At 37.7% G+C, this 3733-nt stretch carries 3 protein-coding genes; all 3 read right to left on the reverse strand.

The window, feature by feature from the left end:
• Nucleotides 1-422 precede the first annotated feature (422 nt).
• The gene (locus ACIQ2X_RS14585) at nucleotides 423-1976 is read right to left on the reverse strand and encodes an aldehyde dehydrogenase family protein (protein WP_396179683.1); all 1554 of its coding nucleotides are present in this window, start codon (nucleotides 1974-1976) and stop codon (nucleotides 423-425) included.
• Between the two features lie 133 nt (nucleotides 1977-2109).
• Entirely contained in the window at nucleotides 2110-2649 is a 540-nt protein-coding gene (locus tag ACIQ2X_RS14590) for a 3-hydroxyanthranilate 3,4-dioxygenase (protein WP_396179684.1), read from the reverse strand.
• A gap of 63 nt (nucleotides 2650-2712) precedes the next feature.
• Nucleotides 2713-3733: endonuclease/exonuclease/phosphatase family protein (locus ACIQ2X_RS14595; protein ID WP_396179685.1), on the reverse strand; the 1021-nt coding region annotated here is incomplete at its 5' end.

Below are 3733 nucleotides of genomic sequence, written 5' to 3' on the forward strand. Positions count from 1 at the left end.
TATATGTGTCAAACTTATTGCTGATTGGTTGCTCCTCAGCAGAGCCAATGTCCTCTTCAGTTTGATGTGGTAATATAATTAATTTAAATTGAAAAATTACCAACTATTTTTGACCACATTACCTTTTGACAATAATGAGCTCGATGTTTTTCGGGCTCATTTTGTTTAAATTGGATTTTATGTCTAGCTTTTATAATAAGGTGGATTCAAATTATATTTTCAATTGGCATTAGGTCTTAGCGCTTGTTTCAATCCTCAAGGATACCGATGTTGAATACTGTTTCAAAAATACCAACGCTACACGAGCTAACTTAAATGCATAAGCATACTTCATTTTCTTTCCATAAAAAATGCCCCAAATAGTATCTAACTTTTGAGGCATATTCTTTTCAATGGTATTTATTTATGAGCTAATTCAAGTTTTACAAATCAAATTTAATACCTTGTGCCAAAGGCAAACTTGTAGTATAATTGATGGTATTGGTTTGTCGTCTCATGTAAATTTTCCAAGCATCCGAACCTGATTCTCTACCTCCGCCCGTTTCTTTTTCGCCACCAAATGCACCTCCGATTTCTGCTCCAGAAGTACCTATGTTTACATTTGCAATACCGCAATCAGAACCTTGAACAGAAAGAAAATACTCGGCTTCACGCAAATTATTGGTCATAATTGCAGAAGACAAACCTTGAGCAACTCCGTTTTGTAACTCTAATGCATTTTCTACAGTTCCTGAATATTTCAACAGATATAAAACAGGAGCAAAAGTTTCGTGTTGTACGATTTCAAAACTGTTATCAGCTTCGGCAATCGCTGGTTTTACATAACAACCACTTTCGTACCCTTGTCCTGAAAGAACACCACCTTCTACCAGAATGTTCCCGCCTTCGGCAACCACTTTTTCTAATGCTTTTTGATACATTTCCACCGCATGCGTATCAATAAGCGGACCGACGTGATTGTTTTGATCCAAGGGATTTCCAATTTTCAATTGGCCGTAAGCCGAAACAATCGCATCTTTTACTTTATCATAAATACTTTCGTGAATAATCAGTCTTCGGGTTGATGTACAACGCTGTCCGGCTGTTCCTACTGCTCCGAAAACTGCTCCAATAACAGTCATTTTGATATCGGCATCTGGAGTTACAATGATGGCGTTGTTTCCACCTAATTCCAATAATGATTTCCCTAAACGTCCTGCTACGGCTTGTGCTACGATTTTACCCATTCGAGTTGACCCAGTAGCTGAAACTAACGGAATACGCTTGTCGGCAGTCATCAATTCACCAATTTTATAATCGCCATTGATCAGGCAAGAAATTCCCTCTGGGAGGTTGTTTTCTTTTAAAACTTCGGCAATAATATTTTGACACGCGATGCCGCAAAGTGGTGTTTTTTCGGAAGGTTTCCATACGCAAACATCGCCTGCAATCCAAGCCAACGCCGTGTTCCAAGCCCAAACTGCCACAGGAAAGTTAAACGCCGAAATAATTCCCACAACCCCAAGTGAGTGGTATTGTTCGTACATACGATGTCCTGGTCGTTCAGAATGCATGGTCAAGCCGTGAAGTTGGCGCGAAAGTCCCACTGCAAAATCACAGATGTCAATCATTTCCTGAACTTCGCCAAAACCTTCTTGAAGTGATTTTCCCATTTCGTAAGAAACCAATTTCCCTAAAGCTTCCTTCTTTTGACGTAATTTTTCGCCAAACTGTCGCACAATCTCGCCTCGTTGTGGCGCTGGCATTACACGAAAAGTTTTAAAAGCCTCAGTTGCCGACTGCATTACTTTCTCGTAATCATCGGCTGTTGTGGTTTTTACTTTTGCGATTAATTGTCCATCCACGGGCGAATAACTTTCCAAAAGTGAGCCATTGGCAAACCATGAATTTCCGGTTGATGTTCCTTGATTTTCTGCTTGAATGCCCAATTCTTTTAAGGCTTCCTGCATTCCAAACTGATCTGCAATTGTTGTCATTTATAACTTATTTACTAGATTTTGTATTATTTTTTTGCGAAGTTAGCTATTTTGTGAGAAATATGCGAACGAAAATTGTTTAATAGGCAATTACTGAATCCTTTTCAATGCAGTATAAATTTAAAATGCGTTGTTATTTTTTATCCGAAAATTTAGGATCTGTTTCCATCACGGTGCCGCATTGTTTGCAAGTTCGAAGTTCATCTGAATTATAAAACTGCTTAAAGTGTGGCAAAAAATCTTCTTCGATATCGTTCAGTTCAAAGTACACTTCATGTAATTTATGATTGCAATTTTCGCAAAACCAAAGCAAACCATCCCTTAATTGTTGCCCATTTCGCTTCTTTTCGATTACTAATCCAATTGAATTTTCGCTTCGAACGGGAGAATGAGGCGTTTTTGCGGGATGCAAATACATATCGCCGGCGTGAAGTGGCATCGCTACTTTTTTTCCTTCTTCTTGAACATAAACGGTAATCGAACCTTCGAGTTGAAAAAACAACTCTTCTGTTTCGTTGTAATGGTAATCCTTTCGGGCATTTGGACCGGCAACTATCATTACTATATAATCCTCCGAATCTACGTAGATGTTTTTATTTCCTACAGGTGGTTTGAGCAAATGCCGATTTGCATCGATCCATTTAGTCAAATTGAAAGGTTTGGTAATGGCCATAATTTTTTGATGCAATTTACAAAAATAAAAAAGGTTGGCATAAACCAACCTTTAAAACTTTATCTATTTTACTTCCTTAATCAGGTAAACATACACCGGAAAGTGATCACTAAATCCGGGTTGGCTAGGAGAATTTCGCAGCGGATATCCTTTATATTGACCAGTGGTTTGAATTAAAAACTGTTTGTTGTAAATTCCTGCTTTCCAATATTGCCATCCTGAAAAATCATTTGTTATGTAGGCTTCACTCAACATAATTTGGTCAAAAATGTCACCTGAATCTCTGTAGAACAAAGTTGCGTTTCCATCTTTTGCCATTTGTTCGAAAGGGTTATAGATGCCTTTCTTTTTTACTTCACTTTTTTTCAACTTGGCCCCAATTCCTTCTTTCACACTTTTATTATAAGTTCCATCGTTTAAGTCACCCATGGTAATAATCTTGGCGTTAGGATTGATTTTAAATAAAGAATCCATAATCTTACGGTTCAATCTACCTGCCGCTTCGCGATATGGACTACTTCTCTTTTCACCTCCAGAACGTGAAGGCCAATGATTTACGATAAAATGAACTTCTTCACCATCCAATAAACCGGTTACTAACAACTGATCTCTGGTATAAATTCGCTTACTTACTGCATCAAAATTAACATTAGCTTTATCAGCATCTTCACCCTCTTTATCCTCTTTTTTAGAAGTTTCTACTTCATTTTGGTAAACGTATAAAGGTACGTTTATGTAACTCGTAGGTTTAAAGTGTTTTTTTTGGTATAACAATCCCACGTCGATACCACGCTTGTCGGGCGAATCAAAATGAACCACTCCATAGTCTTTACTGGCAATTTGTGGATTTTTTACTAAGTCTTCCAAAACACCTTTGTTCTCAACTTCACAAACGCCTAAAATAGTAGGAGGCTCTTTTTGTTGATCGTTCGTTCCGATTACAGCAATTACCCTTGCGAGATTGTTTAATTTTTGATTGTATTTTTTCGAAGTCCAGCCACTTTGAGGTAAATATTCTTCGTCGTAATTAGCTTGGTTGATGGTGTCAAACAAATTCTCTACGTTGTAAAATGCCACAGTATGT

This window comes from Flavobacterium sp. (assembly GCF_044368625.1).
GTDB lineage: Bacteria > Bacteroidota > Bacteroidia > Flavobacteriales > Flavobacteriaceae > Flavobacterium.

What these genes read in the sequence shown, in the direction of transcription:
- ACIQ2X_RS14585 (WP_396179683.1), bottom strand. Translation starts at nt 1,976, where the DNA reads ATGACAACAATTGCAGATCAGTTTGGAATGCAGGAAGCCTTAAAAGAA.
- ACIQ2X_RS14590 (WP_396179684.1), bottom strand. Translation starts at nt 2,649, where the DNA reads ATGGCCATTACCAAACCTTTCAATTTGACTAAATGGATCGATGCAAAT.